We start from the raw sequence: 16952 nt of genomic DNA, 5'->3' as shown, positions 1-16952 counted from the left end.
GCCGCGACGGGGGCGGGAGACTTGCTCGGCGGGCCTGGGATCAGGCCCGGCAGGACGCTACAGCTGAACTCAGTACAGGCGCTCGCGGCGACGATTTTCGCGCTGCAGCTTCTTGGCGTGACGCTTGACGGCAGCAGCTGCCTTGCGCTTGCGCTCGGTAGTGGGCTTTTCGTAAAACTCGCGACGGCGAACTTCAGCCAGAACACCGGCTTTTTCGCAGGAGCGCTTGAAGCGACGCAGGGCCACGTCGAAGGGTTCGTTCTCTTTTACTTTGACGGCAGGCATTTCGTACCTTTCTCAAAAATGATGCTGTTTGGTAAATAGCCCCGATCGTGATCAGAGCGATTGCATTTCAAGGGGAGCGGATGTTACCGCCTTCGGCACAGAAATGCAAAGGCGATTTGCCTCGATGTCCGGCCGCTGCCAGCCGAGGCCTGCCGTTTATCGGTCGTTTGCCGGTATCGGTGGTGGGTTCGGTCAGTAAAGGCTGGTCTGGGCTGGATCGGGGCATTATCATGCACGCCTCTTTTCCAACTGATCGGCCTTCCTGACTCCATGCGTGTTCTGGGTATTGAAACCTCCTGTGACGAAACCGGCATTGCGCTGTATGACAGCGAGCGCGGCCTGCTGGCGGATGCCCTGTTCAGCCAGATCGACCTGCATCGCATCTACGGTGGTGTGGTACCGGAGCTGGCCTCGCGGGACCATGTGAAGCGCCTGGTACCACTGATGCGCGAGGTGATTGAGCGTGCCGGCGTGAAGCCAGGCGAGGTGGATGGGATTGCCTATACCGCTGGTCCGGGACTGGTTGGTGCGTTGCTGGTCGGCGGTGCCTTTGCCCGCGCGCTGGCATTCGCCTGGCAGGTGCCGGCGCTGGGTGTGCACCATATGGAAGGCCATCTGCTGGCTCCGATGCTGGAGGAGCGGCCCCCGGCCTTTCCCTTCGTTGCGTTGCTGGTTTCCGGCGGTCATACGCAGTTGGTGCGGGTCGATGGTATCGGTCAGTACGAACTGCTGGGAGAGTCGCTGGACGATGCGGCGGGGGAGGCGTTCGACAAGACCGCCAAGCTCATGGGGCTGCGCTATCCCGGGGGCCCGGAAATCGCCCGGTTGGCCGAGCAGGGCCAGCCGGGTCGGTTCGTGTTCCCGCGGCCGATGACCGATCGTCCCGGCCTCGACTTCAGCTTCAGTGGCCTCAAGACCTTCACTCTGAACACCTGGCAGCGCTGTGTCGCCGAGGGTGATGACGGTGAGCAGACCCGCAGCGACGTCGCCCTGGCGTTCGAGCAGGCGGTGGTCGAGACCCTGACCATCAAGTGCCGCCGCGCACTCAAGGCCACCGGCTACCAGCGGCTGGTGATCGCCGGTGGCGTCAGCGCCAATCGGCGCCTGCGCGCCTCGCTGGAACGCATGGCCGCTGGTCTCAAGGGCGAGCTGTTCTATGCCCGCACCGAGTTCTGCACCGACAACGGCGCGATGATCGCCTATGCCGGCTGCCAGCGGTTGATGGCTGGGCAGCAGGATGAGCAAGGCCTGGAGCCACGTGCCCGCTGGCCGCTCGAGCAATTGCCGGCTATCGTCGGTTGATCAGAATCTGAAACGGTTTTCGTTACCGGCCAGCAGACGGCCGATGTTCACCCTATGGCGCAGCAGAATGAACAGTACCATCAGGCTGACGGGAATCTGTAATTGAGGACTGTGCCAGGCCATCCACGGCAGTACCGCGACGCAGGCGGCCAGCGAGGCGAGGGAGGCGGTGGAGCGCACGGCGAAGGCACCGAGCCAGACCAGCGCCGCTATCGCAGCGGCGGGCCAGGACAGCACCAGCAGGACGCCGGCGCCGGTAGCTACGCCCTTGCCGCCCTGGAAGCGATGGTACAGCGGCAGGATATGGCCAACGACCGCAGCCAGCCCGACCCAGGCCTGCTGCACCGGCTCCAGCCCGAGCTGACGCGCCAGCCAGACGGCGAGGGCGCCCTTGCCCATGTCGCCCAGCAGCGTGGCCAGGGCCAGGGGGCGGTTGCCCAGGCGCAGCATGTTGCTGGCCCCGGGGTTGCGCGAGCCGAAGCTGCGTGGGTCGGGTTGATGGCGCAGACGGGCGAGCAGCACGGCGAAGGAGATTGAGCCGAGCAGGTAGGCTGCGCAGAGCAACAGGTTGAATTCGACGGTCATGATACGTCTGGCCGGGCTGAGTGAAAGGCCATTGTAGTCGACATGGGAGAAAACAGTGGATCAGGTTTTTATCAGAGGGCTGGAAGTCGAGACGGTGATCGGCGCCTATGACTGGGAGCGCAATATCCGCCAGCGCCTGCTGTTCGATCTGGACATGGCCTGGGATATCCGTGCTGCCGCAGCGCAGGATGATCTGGCGCTGGCGCTGGATTATGCCGCGGTCAGCCAGCGTGTTCTGGACTATGTGAGTGCCAGCAGCTTCGAGTTGATCGAAAGCCTGGCCGAGCGCGTCGCCGAGCTGGTGATGAGTGAGTTCGGCGTGCCCTGGCTGCGCCTGAGCATCACCAAGCCGGGTGCGGTCAAGGCTGCTACCGGTGGTGTCGGCGTGCTGATCGAGCGCGGAGAACGTCGCGCATGACGCGAATCTACCTGGGTGTGGGCAGCAACACCGAGCGCGAGCATCATCTGCGCCGGGGGCTGGATGCCTTGGAGCAGCTGCTCGGTCCGTTGCAGCTGTCACCGGTATTCGAAAGCGATGCGGTCGGCATTCTGGGTACCCGCTTCTACAACCTGGTGGTGGCGGCGGACTGCCAACTGGAGCTGGGCGACCTGAATGCGGCGCTCAAGGCCATCGAGGCGGCCTGTGGCCGCCGCGAACAGAGCGTGGCCGGGCGTATCACCCTGGACATCGACATTCTGCTGTATGGCGATCTGCGGGGGCGGCACGAGGGTGTGCTGTTGCCGCGCCCGGAGATCGTCCGCAATGCCTTCGTGCTCTGGCCTCTGGCGCTGCTGGCGCCCGAGGTGCAACTGCCGGGCAGCGAGCTGTCCATTGCCGGACTGTGGAATGGCTGGCGTGGCGGGCAGAAGGTCTGGCCTGTGGCCTTCGACTGGCACGGACAGGCATTGACGCCGGAATTGCTGCTGCGCCAGGGATTGCCCGCGGTTGATCAGGCACCCGGTAGCGGCGCGGCCTGAATGTCGAACCCCAGTGTCGAGATGGAACTCGACACTCCATGGAGCGCAGTACGAGCCGGTGCTCGTGCCGGGCTCCCCGAGCGGTTCGTCTGCCCTCAGCGGGCCGCCTGGCAATACTCCGCCACCAACCGCAGTCGTTCCTTCTCCATCTGCTCACCCAATTCCGCGCCCTTGAACCCCTGCTCCAGTAGCACCTTCACATCCGCCGAGCGGGCCGCGTTCGCTGCGCCGCGCAGATAGTCGGCCTGGGGATAGTCGCGCTGCTCAAGCCCGGTACGGCCCCTGGCATCGGCTTCGCAGGCGCCGAGGAACTGCTCGAACCGCTCGGGCCGGCGATAGATATCGAAGGCCTTGAACAACTTGAGCAGGGTGCCGGGCTTCAGTTCCAGGGCGCGATGGCAATGGGTGTGGTATTCGCAGGTCAGCAACGCCAGCTCCTGGCACTCGCGTGGTGCCTTGCAGCGTTGGTTGACCGTCTTGACCGCCGTCAGCCCCTTGCTCTCGTGGCCATGGTGCTTGGGCCAGAACTGCTCCGGGGTGCGGCCCTTGCCAAGGTCATGCAGCAGGCAGGCCCAGCGTGCCGCCAATGGCAGCCCCATCTCGGCGGCCATGTGCAGTACGAGCAGCACGTGTTCGCCGGTGTCGACCTCGGGGTGATGGGCTGGCGGCTGCGGTACGCCGAACAGGCGGTCCAGCTCCGGCAACAATTCGGCCAGGGCACCGCAATCACGCAGCACGCGGATGAACACATCCGGGCGCGATTCCATCAGCGCACGGCTGATTTCCTTCCAGCTGCGCTCGGCGGTGAGGGCCTGCAGCTCGCCAGAGTCTGCCAGCTCGCGCATCAGTTGCAGGGTCTCCTCGGCCACGCGAAAACCCAGCGGTGCATAGCGGGCGGCGAAACGTGCCACGCGTAGTACCCGCAGCGGGTCTTCGGCAAATGCCGGGGATACATGGCGCAGCAGGCGGTTCTGCAGATCCTGCTGCCCCCCATAGGGGTCTATGACGGCCCCCTTATCATCCATGGCCATGGCATTGATGGTCAGGTCGCGGCGTTGCAGATCCTGCTCGAGGGTGACGCCGGGCGCGGTGTGGAAGGTGAAGCCGCCATAGCCCTGACCGCTCTTGCGCTCGGTGCGGGCCAGCGCGTATTCCTCGCCGGTCTCGGGATGCAGGAACACCGGAAAGTCCTGGCCGACCGGGCGAAAGCCGACCTGCATCAGCTGTTCCGGCGTGGCGCCCACCACTACCCAGTCGCGTTCATGGTAAGGCACACCCAGCAGATGGTCGCGGACCGCGCCACCCACCAGATAGGTCGTGAAGTCTGTTTTCATCGGCAAAGCTTAGGGGCTGCTCCCGTTTCATTGCAAGCTGTGCCGCGCCGATCAGTCAGATCGGCGGGATGTTCATATCGAAGCGGGGGACGGGTTCCTCTCCCGCGTTGGGACGGGGCGGCATGTGCGCTTCGGTCTTGATCGTATCGCCATCCATGCTCAGCAGGTGGATATCGAAGCCCCACAGCCGGTGCAGGTGCTTGAGCATGCGTTCGGTGGTCTTGCCCAGCGGTTTGCCCTCGTGGCGCTGGTGGCGCAGAGTCAGTGAGCGGTCGCCACGCCGGTCGACTTCCCATACCTGGATGTTCGGCTCGTTGTTGCCGAGGTTGTACTGCGCCGCGAGCAGTTCCCGCACTCTGCGGTAGCCGGGATCGTCATGGATCGCCGCCACTTCCAGATGGTCATCCTTCTCGTCATCGATGATGGCGAACAGCTTGAGGTCGCGGATCACCTTGGGCGACAGGTACTGCAGGATGAAGCTCTCGTCCTTGAAGGTGCGCATGGCGAACTTGAGGGTTTCCAGCCAGTCGCTGCCGGCAATATCGGGGAACCAGCGGTGATCCTCCTCGGTCGGGTTTTCACACATGCGGCGGATATCCTGCATCATGGCGAACCCCAGGGTATAGGGGTTGATGCCGCTGAACCACTCGCTGTCGAATGGCGGCTGGTAGATGACGCTGGTATGCGACTGCAGGAACTCCATCATGAAGCCGTCGGTGACCTTGCCCTCGTCATACAGGTGGTTGAGCAGCGTGTAGTGCCAGAAGGTGGCCCAGCCCTCGTTCATCACCTGGGTCTGGCGCTGGGGATAGAAGTACTGCGCCACCTTGCGCACGATGCGCACCACCTCCCGTTGCCAGGGTTCGAGCAGCGGAGCGTTCTTCTCGATGAAGTACAGCAGGTTCTCCTGCGGCTCGGCCGGGTAGCGCGGCTCTTCATGGTGCTTGTTATGTGCGTCCGGGTTGATCGGAATGGTGCGCCACAGGTCGTTGACCTGGCGTTGCAGGTATTCCTCGCGTTCATGTTGCCGGCGGCGTTCCTCCTCGGCGGACACCGGGTAGGGGCGCTTGTAGCGGTCCACGCCATAGTTCATCAGTGCGTGACAGGAGTCGAGCAGGTCTTCCACCGCATCGATGCCGTAGCGCTCCTCGCACTGGCTGATGTACTGCTTGGCGAATACCAGATAGTCGATGATCGAGCCGGCATCGGTCCAGCTGCGGAACAGGTAGTTGCCCTTGAAGAACGAGTTGTGACCATAGCAGGCATGGGCGATCACCAGCGCCTGCATGGTCATGGTGTTCTCTTCCATCAGGTAGGCGATGCACGGGTCGGAGTTGATCACGATCTCGTAGGCCAGGCCCATCTGGCCGCGCTTGTAGTGTTTCTCGGTATGCAGGAAATGCTTGCCGTAGGACCAGTGATGGTAACCCAGCGGCATGCCCACCGAGGCGTAGGCATCCATCATCTGCTCGGCGGTGATCACCTCGATCTGGTTTGGGTAGGTATCCAGGCCGTAGATATCATGGGCGATGCGCGAGATCTCGCGGTCGTATTCGCGGATCAGGTCGAAGGTCCATTCCGACCCGGTGGAGATGGGCTGACGGGTCATGTGGCCATCCTCTTCTGGAACAGCTTGCGGAACACCGGATAGATATCCCCCGCATCGACGATCTGCTGCTGGGCGAAGCTGTCGGGAAAGTGTTCGGCAACCTGTTCGTATTCGTACCACAGCGCCTGATGCTCACGCGGGGTGATCTCGACATAGCAGTAGTACTGCATGGCCGGCATCAACTGGCGGATCAGCAGTTCGCGGCAGATTGGCGAATCATCATTCCAGTTGTCGCCATCCGAGGCCTGGGCGCAATAGATATTCCACTCCGCCGGCGAGTAGCGGTCGGCGATGATCTGCTGCATCAGCCGCAGGGCGCTGGAGACGATGGTGCCACCGGTTTCCCGGGAGTAGAAGAATTCCTCCTCGTCGACTTCCTTGGCACTGGTGTGGTGGCGGATGAAGACCACATCGATCCGTTCGTAGTTACGCTGCAGGAACAGGTACAGCAGTATGTAGAAACGCTTGGCTATGTCCTTGGTGGCCTGGGTCATCGAGCCGGAGACGTCCATCAGGCAGAACATCACCGCCCGCGAGCTGGGGTCGGGCTGCTTGACCAGCAGGTTGTAGCGCAGATCGAAGGTATCCAGGAACGGGACGCGGTCGATGCGTGCGCGCAGCTGCTGGATTTCCTGCTCCAGATCATTGATGTCGATCAGGTTGTCCGGCTGTTGCTGGCGCAGCAGTTCCAGCTCGCGCAGTGCCTCACGCAGGCGTGCCCGGCTGCCCCCGGACAGGGCGATGCGCCGGGCGTGGGCGGAGCGCATCGAGCGGACGATATTGATGCGCGACGGGTTGCCCTGCTGGCTGATACCGGCGCGCACGGTGCGGAAGGTATCGGTGCCGGTCAGGTGGCGCTTGATCAGGTTGGGCAGGGCGAGGTCCTCGAACATGAAGTCGAGAAACTCCTCCTGGGTGATCTGGAAGACGAAATCATCCTCGCCTTCGCCGGAATTGCCGGCCTGGCTGCCACCGCCCCCTCCGCCGCCCCCTTCGGGTCGGGGGATGCGATCGCCGGTGGCGAACTCCCGGTTACCGGGAAATACCCGGGTCTGCCTGCCTCCCGGGCCATGATGGAAAATCGGTTCATCGATATCCCGGCCGGGGATGCTTATCTGCTCCCCGTGGTCGATATCGGTGATGGAGCGGCGGCCTACCGCCTCTTCCACCGCTTTCTTGATATGCGCCTTGTAGCGGCGCAGAAAGCGTTGGCGGTTGACCGTGCTCTTGTTCTTCCCGTTCAAACGACGGTCGATCACATAACTCATAGGCCCCTCCGGGGTAGCTTGCGGCTGCTGTTACTGCGCTTTGCGCACCCGCAGATACCATTCCGACAGCAGGCGGACCTGCTTCTCGGTATACCCACGTTCGACCATTCGGGTCACGAAATCGTTGTGTTTTTTCTGATCCTCGGTGGAGGCCTTGGCGTTGAAGCTGATCACCGGTAGCAGATCCTCGGTATTGGAGAACATCTTCTTCTCGATCACCATGCGCAGCTTCTCATAGGACAGCCAGCTCGGATTCTTGCCATTGTTGTGGGCGCGGGCGCGCAGCACGAAGTTGACGATCTCGTTGCGGAAATCCTTGGGATTGCTGATGCCGGCCGGCTTCTCGATCTTCTCCAGCTCTTCGCTGAGCGCGCCACGATCAAGGATTTCGCCGGTGTCCGGGTCGCGGTATTCCTGATCCTGGATCCAGAAGTCGGCGTACAGCACATAGCGGTCGAAGATGTTCTGACCGTACTCGCTGTAGGACTCCAGGTAGGCGGTCTGGATTTCCTTGCCGATGAACTCGACATAGCGCGGCGCCAGGTACTCCTTGAGGAAGCGCAGGTAGCGCTCGCTGACGTCGGCGGCGAACTGCTCCTGCTCGATCTGCTGCTCCAGCACATACAGCAGGTGTACCGGGTTGGCTGCCACCTCGGTATTGTCGTAGTTGAATACCTTGGACAGGATCTTGAAGGCGAAGCGGGTCGACAGACCATTCATGCCCTCGTCGACACCGGCGGTGTCGCGATACTCCTGGATCGACTTGGCCTTGGGATCGGTATCCTTGAGGTTCTCGCCATCATAGATCCGCATCTTCGAGTATACGTTGGAGTTTTCCGGCTCCTTCAGGCGCGACAGCACGCTGAACTGGGCGAGCATCTTCAGTGTGTCGGGCGCGCAATGGGCATGGGCCAGCGAGCTGTTGGTCAGCAGCTTCTGATAGATCTGGATCTCGTCGCTGACCCGCAGGCAGTAGGGCACCTTGACGATATAGATACGGTCGATGAAGGCTTCGTTGTTCTTGTTGTTGCGGAAGGTGTGCCATTCCGATTCGTTGGAATGCGCCAGTACCACGCCGTTGAACGGCAGGGCGCCGAGGCCCTCGGTACTGTTGTAGTTGCCTTCCTGGGTGGCGGTCAGCAGCGGGTGCAGCACCTTGATCGGCGCCTTGAACATCTCGACGAACTCCATCAGCCCCTGGTTGGCACGGCACAGGGCGCCGGAGTAGCTGTAGGCATCCGGGTCGTTCTGCGGGAACTCCTCGAGCTTGCGGATATCCACCTTGCCGACCAGTGCCGAGATGTCCTGGTTGTTCTCATCGCCCGGCTCGGTCTTGGCGATGGCGATCTGCTGCAGGATCGAGGGGTACAGCTTGACCACGCGGAACTGGCTGATGTCACCGTTGTACTCATGCAGGCGCTTGACCGCCCAGGGCGACATGATGCTGGTCAGATAACGGCGGGGAATACCGTAGTCCTCCTCCAGGATGTGGCCATCCTCGGTGGCGTTGAACAGCCCCAGCGGCGACTCGAACACTGGCGACCCCTGGATCGCGTAGAAGGGCACCTGCTGCATCAGCGCCTTGAGTTTCTCGGCGATGGAGGACTTGCCGCCGCCAACCGGGCCCAGCAGATAGAGGATCTGCTTCTTCTCTTCCAGGCCCTGGGCGGCATGCTTGAAGAAGGACACGATGCGCTCGATGGCATCCTCCATGCCATGGAAGTCGGCGAAGGCCGGGTAGCGCTTGATCACCTTGTTGGAAAAGATGCGCGAAAGCCTGGGGTCCAGAGAGGTGTCAATCAATTCCGGCTCGCCGATGGCCATCAGTAGTCGCTCGGCACTGGTGGCATAGGTCGAGGGGTCGGCCTTGCACAGTTCAAGATACTCCTGCAGGGACATTTCCTCCTGCTGGGTGGTCTCGAATCGGTTCTGGAAATGACTGAATATGCTCATGGCATGACCTCGCTGTTACCTGAAATGAGTTGCGGGACTTCCGGGTAGGAGCCCACCTGCCGCGCAGCGAAGGGCGAAGATGATGTCATGTGCAATCCCCCATTACCGCTTGTCAGACAAGGCTCGGGAGTACGTCGATGGCAGCGTGGTGTTGCGCTTCGACCTGCTCCCCTGTTTATCGGAAGCCAGCAGACCGGCTTGCTTTAGATTTTGATTGCCTTGAATTGAGGATAGTTCGTTTGCGCGGGGGTGACAGGGGATGTGGAAAAAAATTTACAGCGGCGCCCGCAGGCACCGTCTCAGTCGCGGCTGACGCGGGAGGGAAACTGCTGCTGCCAGAGCTCGAAACCGCCGTCCAGGCTGTACACTTCGGCGAAGCCGACGCTGGCCAGCCAGGCGGCGGCCTGCTGACTGGAATTGCCGTGATAGCAGCACACCACCAGCGGGCGCTGGCGGTCGGCACTGGCGACGAACTGCTGCACCGTGTCGTTATCCAGATGCAGGGCGCCGCTGATGTGCCCGGCCTGATAGCTGTGCGGGTCGCGAATGTCCACCACGGCGGCATCCGCATCCAGCAACTGGGCGGCGGTGTCGGGGGCAATGCGCTGGAAGTCGGTCATGGTCATGCTCCTTCAGTGGTGACAGTCACAGTGGCGCTTTTCGCCACTGTCCACATTCATCAGGGTCAGGCGGTTGCCCCAGACGCAGCCGGTATCCAGGGCATGGATGCCGGCAATATCGACCTGACCCTCGAGGGCTGCCCAGTGGCCGAAGATGATGTCGACCTCGGGATCACGGCGGGGCAGGGTGAACCAGGGTGCGAAACCCTTCGGGGCGTTGCCGGGCGTTTCCTTGGATTTCAGATCCAGGGTGCCATCGGCCCGGCAGAAGCGCATGCGGGTCAGGTAGTTGGTAATCACCCGCAGGCGCCGGGTGCCGTCCAGCTCGGCGCTCCAGCGTGCCGGCTCGTTCCCGTACATCTCATCGAGAAACCACGGCAGTTGCTGGTCACAGCGCAATACCGCTTCGACTTCGGCAGCATACTGCAGGGTCTCTGCGGTATCCCACACCGGTGGTACCCCGGCATGGGTCATGATGATGCCGCGGGTCCTGTCGAAATGGGCCAGCGGGCGCTGGCGCAGGTTCCCCAGCAAGCGGTCGCGGTCCGGCGCCTGCAGGATCGGCAGCAGGGTATCGGATTTGCGCAGGCGCTTGGGGTCGTAGGCGGCAGCCAGCAGGTGCAGGTCATGGTTGCCCAGCACGCTGATGCAGGCATTGCCCAGGGTATCCAGGTAGCGCAGGGTGTCCAGCGAGGCCGGGCCGCGGTTGACCAGGTCACCGACCGCCCACAGGGTGTCCTGCGACGGGTTGAAGTCCACCTCGCGCAGCAGGCATTGCAGCGGCGCGAGGCAGCCCTGGATATCTCCGACAGCGTAGACAGCCATGCTGGGCCTCAGTGCAATGCGTTGGGGCGGGCCAGGCGGAACACGCTGACCGGGGCACGGAATTCCTCACCATCGGTGCTGCGCATGCCATAGCTGCCCTGCATGCTGCCCACCGGGGTCTCCAGCAGGCAACCGCTGGTGTAGGTATGGCTGGCACCGGGCTCGATCAATGGCTGCTCGCCGACCACGCCGGCTCCGCGGACCTCCTGAACCTTGCCATTGCCATCGGTGATGATCCAGTGGCGGTCGAGCAACTGGGCCGCAACCTGGCCGGCATTGTGGATGGTGATGGTATAGGCGAAGGCGAAGCGGTTCTGCGCCGGGTCGGACTGTTCGCTGAGATAGCGCGGCTGCGCGTCGACGATGATCGCCCGCAGTTTCGATTCAGACATCGGTGCTGCTCCCTTGTCGCGCCAGTCGATTGGCCAGGCGCACGAAGCCGGCCAGGTCGACCTGCTCCGGCCGGACGGTGGGGTCCAGGCCCTCGGCTTCGATGGCCTCGGCATCCAGCAGCCCCTTGAGCGTGTTGCGCAGGGTCTTGCGGCGCTGGTTGAAGGCCTCGCGCACCACCACCTCGAGCAACTGCACATCCTCTGCCGGGTGCGGCAGGCGGGCATGCGGGGTCAGGCGGACGATCGCCGAGTCGACCTTGGGTGGCGGATTGAAGGCGCCAGGACCGACATCGAATAGATGCTCCACTTCGCACCAGTACTGCACCATGATGCCGAGGCGGCCGTAATGATTCATGCCGGCGCCGGCGGCCAGACGCTGCACCACCTCCTTCTGCAGCATGAAATGCATGTCGGCGATGCAATCGGCCTGTCCCAGCAGGTGGAACATCAGCGGTGTGGAGATGTTGTAGGGCAGGTTGCCGACCACCCGCAGTTTCTCGCCGGCACTGGCCAACTGATGGAAGTCGAACTTGAGGGCGTCGCCCTTGTGCAGGGTGAACTGCGGGTTGCCGCCGAAGCGGGCCAGCAGCAGCGGGTGCAGGTCATGATCGAGCTCGACCACGTCGAGCTTGCCGCCACCCGCCAGCAGCCCTTCGGTCAGCGCGCCCTGACCCGGGCCGATCTCGACCAGGTGCTGGCCTTCACGCGGGGCGATGGCGCGCAGGATGCGATTGATCACGCCGTGATCATGCAGGAAGTTCTGACCGAAGCGCTTGCGCGCCCGGTGCGGTGCGAATTGACTCATTGCTGGCCTCGGGCTTCGATCATGTTGATGGCGGAGTGCAGGGCGACGCGAAGGCTGCCGACGTCGGCTCGCCCGGTGGCGGCCAGATCCAGCGCCGTGCCATGGTCGACCGAGGTGCGGATGATCGGCAGGCCGAGGGTGATGTTCACCGCCTGACCAAACCCCTTGTGCTTGAGCACTGGCAGGCCCTGGTCGTGATACATGGCCAGCACCGCATCGGCCTGATCCAGGTGCCTGGGAGTGAACAGGGTATCGGCTGGCAGCGGGCCGTCGAGCAGCATGCCTTCAGTGCGCAGACGCTCGAGCAGCGGGATGATGATGTCGATCTCCTCGCGGCCCAGATGCCCGCCCTCGCCGGCATGCGGATTCAGCCCGCAGACCAGGATGCGCGGTGCGGCGATGCCGAACTTGCTGCGCAGATCCTGCTGCAGGATGCGGATGACCCGCTCCAGCAATGGCGGGGTAATCGCGTCGGCCACCTCGCGCAGCGGCAGATGGGTGGTTGCCAGGGCGACACGCAGACCGGGACAGGCGAGCATCATGACCACCTGCTCGGTGCCGGTCTGGTCGGCGAAGAATTCGGTATGCCCGGAGAAGGGCACACCGGCATCATTGATCACGCCCTTGTGCACCGGCGCGGTGACCACCGCGCCGAACTGGCCATCCAGGCAGCCCTGGCCACCCAGGCGCAGGGTTTCCAGCACGTAGCGGGCATTGGCCGGGTTGAGCTTGCCGGGCTGGCAGGTGGCTGCCAGTGGCACGGGTAGAACGCTGAGCTGGCCGGCCCGTTGGGGCGCCGGTGCTTGTGCTGGGTCATACAGCTGCAACTCGACCTGCAGGCTGAGGAGTCTGGCGCGCTCGGCGAGCAGATCCGGGTCGGCGATGATCACCCGCTGGTGAGAACAGGGCTCGCTGGCCAACTGCAGACATAGATCGGGGCCGATGCCGGCGGGTTCGCCGGCAGTCAGCGCTATGGCGGATACGCTCACTTAACTCTTGATCTCTACGTAGGCTTCGTCGCGAATTTCCAGCAGCCAGGTTTGCAGTTCCTCATCGAACTTGCGGTTCTGCAGCAGGTTGCGTGCTTGCTGTTCGCGCATTTCATCGGTCATGTCGACCTGGCGCTGATCCAGCACCTGCAGAATGTGCCAACCGAACTGGCTCTGGAACGGCGCGGAAATCTGTTCCAGCGGGGTATCGAGCATGACCTCGCGGAACTCGGGCACCATGGCGTCAGCGGTCACCCAGTTCAGCGAGCCGCCGTTGAGTGCCGAGCCGGGATCTTCCGAGAAGGAACGGGCCAGGGTGGCGAACGACTCGCCGGAGCGGATGCGCTCGTACAGGCGCCGGACCAGTTGGGCTGCTTCCGCCTCGCTGCGGATCTCGCTGGGCTTGATCAGGATGTGACGCACATTGAACTCGTCCACCAGCTGGTTATCGCCGCCGCGTTTTTCCAGCAGCTTGAGGATGTGATAACCGGCCGGCGAGCGCAGCGGCTGAGTGACGCCACCGATGTCCAGGTCGGCCACCGCATTGGCAAAGGCCGGAGGCAACTGGGCGGCCTTGCGCCAGCCCAGTTCGCCACCTTCCAGGGCGTGCTCGCCACCGGAGCGGCTGACCGCCAGGCGGGTAAAGTCGGCCCCGTCGCTGAGTTCGCGGTAGATCTCATCGGCCAGTTCGGCCTGCTGGCGGGCATCGTCGTTACTGGCGCTCTCCGGCACCGGCAGTACGATCATCGCCAGGCGGTAGTCGGCGGAGGTCTGGTAGCGGCCCACTTCCGAATTGAGGAAGTTGCGCACTTCCTGGTCGCTGACCTGGATGCGTTCGGCGACCCGGCGCTGGCGTACCCGGTTGATGAGCAGCTCGCGGCGTACCTGTTCGCGGGCATGGGCATAGCTGATGCCGTCCTGCTCGAGGGCGGCCTGGAACTGCTCGAGACTGACGCCGTTGCGTTCGGCCAGTTGCTGCATGGTCTGGTTCAGGGTGGCATCGTCGATGCGGATGCCGGCCCGGTCGGCCATCTGCAGCTGGATGCTTTCCAGCACCAGACGGTCCATGACCTGCGCGCGCAGTTCCTCATCCGGCGGCAGGTCGGTGGCGCCGCGCTCGCTCAATTGCTGGCGGATGGTGTTCATCCGCTCCGCGACCTGGCTGGCCATGATCACGTCGTTGTCGACAATCGCGGCAACACGATCGAGTTCGACCATCTGGGCCTGCAGGCCGGTGCTGATCAGCAGACCGGCGCACAGGCCGATCAGCGTACGGTGTAGCTTAAAATGCATTGGTTTCACGCTCTCTGTAGCCAGGGATGCCCTCGTCCAGAAGGCTTTCGACACGATTGCCGGCGACGCTGCCCAGTCCTTTCAGGACCACCTGCAGGAAGATCCCGCGGTTGCCCTCGTCACGGGTGACCGACTCGAATTCGTTGTAGTCGACCCAGTAACGATTGATGAAGCGCAGCTTCCAGCAGCAGCTGTCATATTCAAGACCGCCGAAGGCCTCGAGGGTTCGGTCATCGGCGAAATCATGCTGCCAGCGACCGATCATGCTCCACTGCTGGGTCAGGGGCCAGATGAAGGACAGATCGGACTGGTCGATGCGGCGGTTGTCGTCGCGGATGAAGTTGCCGGTCAGGGCATTGAAGGTGTTGGTCTCGTTGCGGAAGCGATAGCCGGCATTGATCACCTTGCGCGGCTCCGGCTGATAGTTGGCCATCAGGCTACCGGCATTGTCGGCGCTTCTATCGGGATTCCACAGCGCATCGCCGCGCAGTTTCCAGGCATTGCTGACTTGATACATGAACTCGGCGGCGTAGGCCGAGGTCGAGTCGTTGTCCCGTTCCCGGCGCTGGCCCAGGGTATCGACCAGTTGAACCCGCTGATCCTCGAAATAGAAGATCTGGCCGAAGCTGGCGCGCGCGCGCTCGACGCCCCTGGAGGTCAGGGCGCGGCTGGTCACACCCAGTGCCAGCTGGTTGGCGTCGCCGGTGCGGTCGTTGCCGCTGAAGCGGTCATCACGGAACAGGGCGTTGTAGCTGAAGGTGTTCTCGTTGGTGTCGAACAGCGGCTGGTCGTTCTGGTTGCGGTAGGGGGCATACAGGTAGAAGGCCCGGGGCTCCAGGGTCTGGCGCAGGTCGCGGCCGAACCAACTGGTCTCGCGGTCGAAATACAGCCCGGCATCCAGGCTGGCCACCGGTATGGTGCTGGACGGGGTGGTGTCGGCGGCGTCGTAATCGAAGAACAGGTCCGGGTCGGTGCCGACATCAGGATGCTGACGCTTGTTGAAGTCCAGGTCGTAATAGGTCGATTGCACACGTGCTGCCGGGGTGACATAGGCCCAGTTGTTCTGCCACGGATAGCTGATGCGCGGGCTCAGGCTGACCCGGTGGCCGGTGGCGCGCTGCAGACCGATCAGACTCTCATCCGGGGTGCGGATTGCGTCACCGAAGGCATCGAAGTGGATGCCGTCCTTGCCGGTCAGGAAGCCACGATCCAGATCGCGATCGAAGTAGCTGTATTCGGCGCGGTAGTCGAGTTTCAGACCGCTGTCGCCGAGCCAGTGTCCACCGTCCAGGCGCAATTGCGGCAGCCGTTCGTAGGGGGTCACCGAGGTGATGGTGGCCAGTTCATAGGCATGCAGCGCCGCCTGGAACTGCCAGCCATTGCCGCGGTAGGTCATGGCGCCGCGCTGGTTGACGTAGGTATCGCCGCGGGCATCCAGGGCGCTGTTCAGGTCCTGGAAGTAGAACGGGTCGCTGATGTCGAAATACTCGACCTCGGTGGTCCAGCGACTCTGCAGACCGCCCGTATGCTCCCAGCCATACAGCCAGCGGTTATCGTCATATTCCTTGTCATCCAGGAACGAGGCACTGATCTGGCCTTCGTGCCCCGGCTGCATATAGCGGAATTCGCCTTCCATCTGCAGGCCGCGCTTGCTCATCAGGCGCGGGTACAGGGTGGCGTCATAGTTCGGCGCGATGTTGATGTAGTAGGGCGTGACCAGCTCGGTGCCGTTGTCGGTGGAATGGCTGATGGCCGGCGGCAGCAGGCCGGTCTGGCGCCGGTCATCCAGCGGGAAGTAGATGTACGGGGTGTAGAACACCGGTACATCCTTGACCCGCAGGGTCACGTGCTTGGCTTCGCCCCAGCCCTTCTCCTGGTCCAGTTCGATATCGTCACTGTGCAGGCTCCAGGTGTTGCGGCCCGGATCACAGGTGGTATAGGTGCCATTGGTCATGACGATCACGGCATCGTCGCGGCGCATCAGCTTGTCCGCGCTGCCGCGGGCATTGGGCTCATGCACCACGTAGCGCACCTGTTCGATGCGGGTTTCGCCATTGTCGATCTGCATCTGGGCACTGTCGCCCATCACCAGCAGGCCCTGGTCGCGCAGACGCACGTCGCCATCCAGGCGGACGATATTGTTGGCCTGATCGAAGCTGGCCTGGTTGGCCTGGGCCTGCAACCGACCCTGGCGCAGCAGCACATCGCCCTCCAGCGTGCCGGTCTGGCTACGCTGCTCGAAGCTGCTGGAGTCGGCGCTGGCATACACCGGCAACTGGTCGAAGGGCGTATCGTCATCCCGTCCGATACGCGGCGGCTCGATATAGTCGCCGCTGCAATAGGGCGCGATGGCGGCCCGTTGGGCCTCGGTCAGTTGCTCGCGCGGTACCCAGTCCAGTTCGCTGTAGTCCACCGGCTGCGGTTGCCTGGCAGCCTGGCGTGGTGTCTCGGTGGTCTCGGTCGGCTCCGGCTCGGTGGCGCGCACCACCGGTTTACCGGGGCGCGGAGGCAGCTTGGCGGTCGATTGCAGCGGTGCACAGACCCAGCCGCCGCCATCACTGCTGGCGCGACACTCAACCTGGCTGGTGGCCTGGCTGGATACGGGTTGGGCCAGCAGCAGTCCGCTGGCCAGCAACAGGGAAAATGAGGGGCGAAACGGAGGTTTTGGGTAAGCCATTATAGTTGTCCGGGCGTTCAGTCGGGCGTGCAGGCTC

16 protein-coding genes are annotated in these 16952 nt (G+C 63.3%); 3 read left to right on the top strand and 13 right to left on the bottom strand.

Going from position 1 to position 16952, the window contains the following annotated elements:
• Window positions 1-69 precede the first annotated feature (69 nt).
• Window positions 70-285, bottom strand: a complete 216-nt coding sequence (rpsU, locus tag CQ007_RS10945) for a 30S ribosomal protein S21 (RefSeq protein WP_036989131.1) — start codon at window positions 283-285, stop codon at window positions 70-72.
• Window positions 286-555: 270 nt separating this feature from the next.
• Here rpsU and tsaD point away from each other — a divergent pair, with 270 nt between their 5' ends.
• Entirely contained in the window at window positions 556-1587 is a 1032-nt protein-coding gene (tsaD, locus tag CQ007_RS10940; protein WP_105645868.1) for a tRNA (adenosine(37)-N6)-threonylcarbamoyltransferase complex transferase subunit TsaD, read from the top strand.
• Here tsaD and plsY read toward each other — a convergent pair whose 3' ends face one another.
• Window positions 1588-2172 (bottom strand): glycerol-3-phosphate 1-O-acyltransferase PlsY, encoded by a 585-nt coding sequence (gene plsY, locus CQ007_RS10935; protein ID WP_105645867.1) that lies wholly within the window; start codon window positions 2170-2172, stop codon window positions 1588-1590.
• Between the two features lie 55 nt (window positions 2173-2227).
• Here plsY and folB point away from each other — a divergent pair, with 55 nt between their 5' ends.
• Together folB and folK are read left to right on the top strand one after the other, a co-directional pair.
• Window positions 2228-2590 (top strand): dihydroneopterin aldolase, encoded by a 363-nt coding sequence (folB, locus tag CQ007_RS10930; protein WP_105645866.1) that lies wholly within the window; start codon window positions 2228-2230, stop codon window positions 2588-2590.
• A complete protein-coding gene (folK, locus tag CQ007_RS10925) occupies window positions 2587-3150 on the top strand; it encodes a 2-amino-4-hydroxy-6-hydroxymethyldihydropteridine diphosphokinase (RefSeq protein WP_105645865.1) in 564 nt (187 codons plus the stop codon). The genes folB and folK overlap by 4 nt, the downstream gene beginning before the upstream one ends.
• Window positions 3151-3245: 95 nt before the next feature.
• Here the strand turns inward: folK and CQ007_RS10920 are convergent, their stop codons facing one another.
• From CQ007_RS10920 to CQ007_RS10870, 11 genes are all read right to left on the bottom strand, one after another.
• Entirely contained in the window at window positions 3246-4484 is a 1239-nt protein-coding gene (locus tag CQ007_RS10920; protein WP_105645864.1) for a multifunctional CCA addition/repair protein, read from the bottom strand.
• Between the two features lie 55 nt (window positions 4485-4539).
• Window positions 4540-6093, bottom strand: coding sequence for a SpoVR family protein (locus tag CQ007_RS10915; RefSeq protein WP_105645863.1), 1554 nt, complete (start codon window positions 6091-6093; stop codon window positions 4540-4542).
• Complete coding sequence (locus tag CQ007_RS10910; protein WP_105645862.1) at window positions 6090-7361, bottom strand: YeaH/YhbH family protein; 1272 nt, start codon at window positions 7359-7361, stop codon at window positions 6090-6092. Before CQ007_RS10910 ends, CQ007_RS10915 begins: the two co-directional genes overlap by 4 nt.
• 30 nt (window positions 7362-7391) lie before the next feature.
• Window positions 7392-9314 (bottom strand): PrkA family serine protein kinase, encoded by a 1923-nt coding sequence (locus CQ007_RS10905; protein WP_105645861.1) that lies wholly within the window; start codon window positions 9312-9314, stop codon window positions 7392-7394.
• Window positions 9315-9613: 299 nt separating this feature from the next.
• Window positions 9614-9934, bottom strand: a complete 321-nt coding sequence (glpE, locus tag CQ007_RS10900; protein ID WP_105645860.1) for a thiosulfate sulfurtransferase GlpE — start codon at window positions 9932-9934, stop codon at window positions 9614-9616.
• Window positions 9935-9946: 12 nt separating this feature from the next.
• Complete coding sequence (locus tag CQ007_RS10895; RefSeq protein ID WP_105645859.1) at window positions 9947-10759, bottom strand: symmetrical bis(5'-nucleosyl)-tetraphosphatase; 813 nt, start codon at window positions 10757-10759, stop codon at window positions 9947-9949.
• A gap of 8 nt (window positions 10760-10767) precedes the next feature.
• Window positions 10768-11151: a Co2+/Mg2+ efflux protein ApaG gene (apaG, locus tag CQ007_RS10890; protein ID WP_105645858.1), complete on the bottom strand. Its 384-nt coding sequence runs from the start codon at window positions 11149-11151 to the stop codon at window positions 10768-10770.
• Window positions 11144-11956, bottom strand: a complete 813-nt coding sequence (rsmA, locus tag CQ007_RS10885; RefSeq protein WP_105645857.1) for a 16S rRNA (adenine(1518)-N(6)/adenine(1519)-N(6))-dimethyltransferase RsmA — start codon at window positions 11954-11956, stop codon at window positions 11144-11146. Before rsmA ends, apaG begins: the two co-directional genes overlap by 8 nt.
• Entirely contained in the window at window positions 11953-12945 is a 993-nt protein-coding gene (gene pdxA / locus CQ007_RS10880) for a 4-hydroxythreonine-4-phosphate dehydrogenase PdxA (protein WP_105645856.1), read from the bottom strand. Before pdxA ends, rsmA begins: the two co-directional genes overlap by 4 nt.
• Entirely contained in the window at window positions 12946-14238 is a 1293-nt protein-coding gene (locus tag CQ007_RS10875; RefSeq protein WP_105645855.1) for a peptidylprolyl isomerase, read from the bottom strand. It lies immediately after the preceding gene.
• Complete coding sequence (locus CQ007_RS10870) at window positions 14228-16915, bottom strand: LPS-assembly protein LptD (RefSeq protein WP_105645854.1); 2688 nt, start codon at window positions 16913-16915, stop codon at window positions 14228-14230. The genes CQ007_RS10875 and CQ007_RS10870 overlap by 11 nt, the downstream gene beginning before the upstream one ends.
• Between the last annotated feature and the right edge of the window lie 37 nt (window positions 16916-16952).

Origin of the sequence: Pseudomonas sp. MYb185 (genome assembly GCF_002979975.1) — a bacterium.
Classification (GTDB): Bacteria; Pseudomonadota; Gammaproteobacteria; order Pseudomonadales; family Pseudomonadaceae; genus Halopseudomonas.
Note: the sequence above shows the minus strand (reverse complement) of the source record. Positions and strands in the feature narration are given on the sequence as shown.